The 943-nt window shown below is 67.7% G+C and carries 1 pseudogene; it reads left to right on the forward strand.

What is annotated here, in order from left to right:
- Window positions 1-943 (forward strand): annotated as a pseudogene (locus tag PGX04_RS25820) (hypothetical protein); the annotation flags it as partial.

Here is a 943-nt window from a genome sequence, read left to right on the forward strand (position 1 = left end):
TATCGACGAGGCGCTCGACGAGGTGCGGACGGACCTGGAAGACTTCGAGGCGACTGCCGCGACCGCGGCGGACCTCGAGACCGTCGACGGAATCGCCTCGCAACTGATCGACGACGTCGACGACCTCGAGACGGTACTCGAGCGAACCGGGACGCGCATCGACGGGGTCGCCGGCCGGCTCGAGGAACTAACGACGCGTCTCGACGACGTTTCGGGCCGCCTTGAGCGGCGATCCGACCGAACCGACGCGCGCTTCGACGCGGTCGAGGCGACGATCGACGAGGAGATCGAGGGCCTCGAGACGACGGTTCACGATCTCGACGAGACGATTTCGACGGTGACTGCGCAACTGAACGATCTCGAGACGCACGCAGCCGGGACGGAGACGGTCGACGGCCTCGCGGCGGACCTCGAGACCGTCGACGGACGGATCGACGACGTTCGGGCGACACTCGAGGAAGAGATCGCTACCCTCCACGACGATCGTGACTCGATCGCGGAGCGGATCGCCGACGTCGACGCCGGAGCGAACGAAACTGCCGTTACCGGATTCGAGGACGACGTGTCGGCCATCGCCGACCGCCTCGAGTCGCTCCGGACGGACCACGACGACCTCGTCCGGACCGTCGAATCCAGTCCGGACGAATCGGCGGTGCAAGCGCTCGAGGAGGTGCGGACGCTCGACGCCGATATCGACTCCTTGAACGAGCGGATGGCCGCGATCGCCGAGCAGCACGCGAGTCTCGAGGAACGGATCGAAACGATGGGCGCACGGATTGGAGAGGTCGAATCCGCCGCCGGTCGAGACGATGAGATCGATGCGCTCCGGACGGAACTCGCGGCCGTTCGCGGCGAGGCAACCGCGACGCCGGCGCTCCCGTCATCGATTATCGCCGGTGGCGGGGGAGCGGGCGTCGTCGCCGGTAGCGCTACCGCCCTCGCC

The sequence above is a fragment of the Natrinema soli genome, from assembly GCF_028618695.1.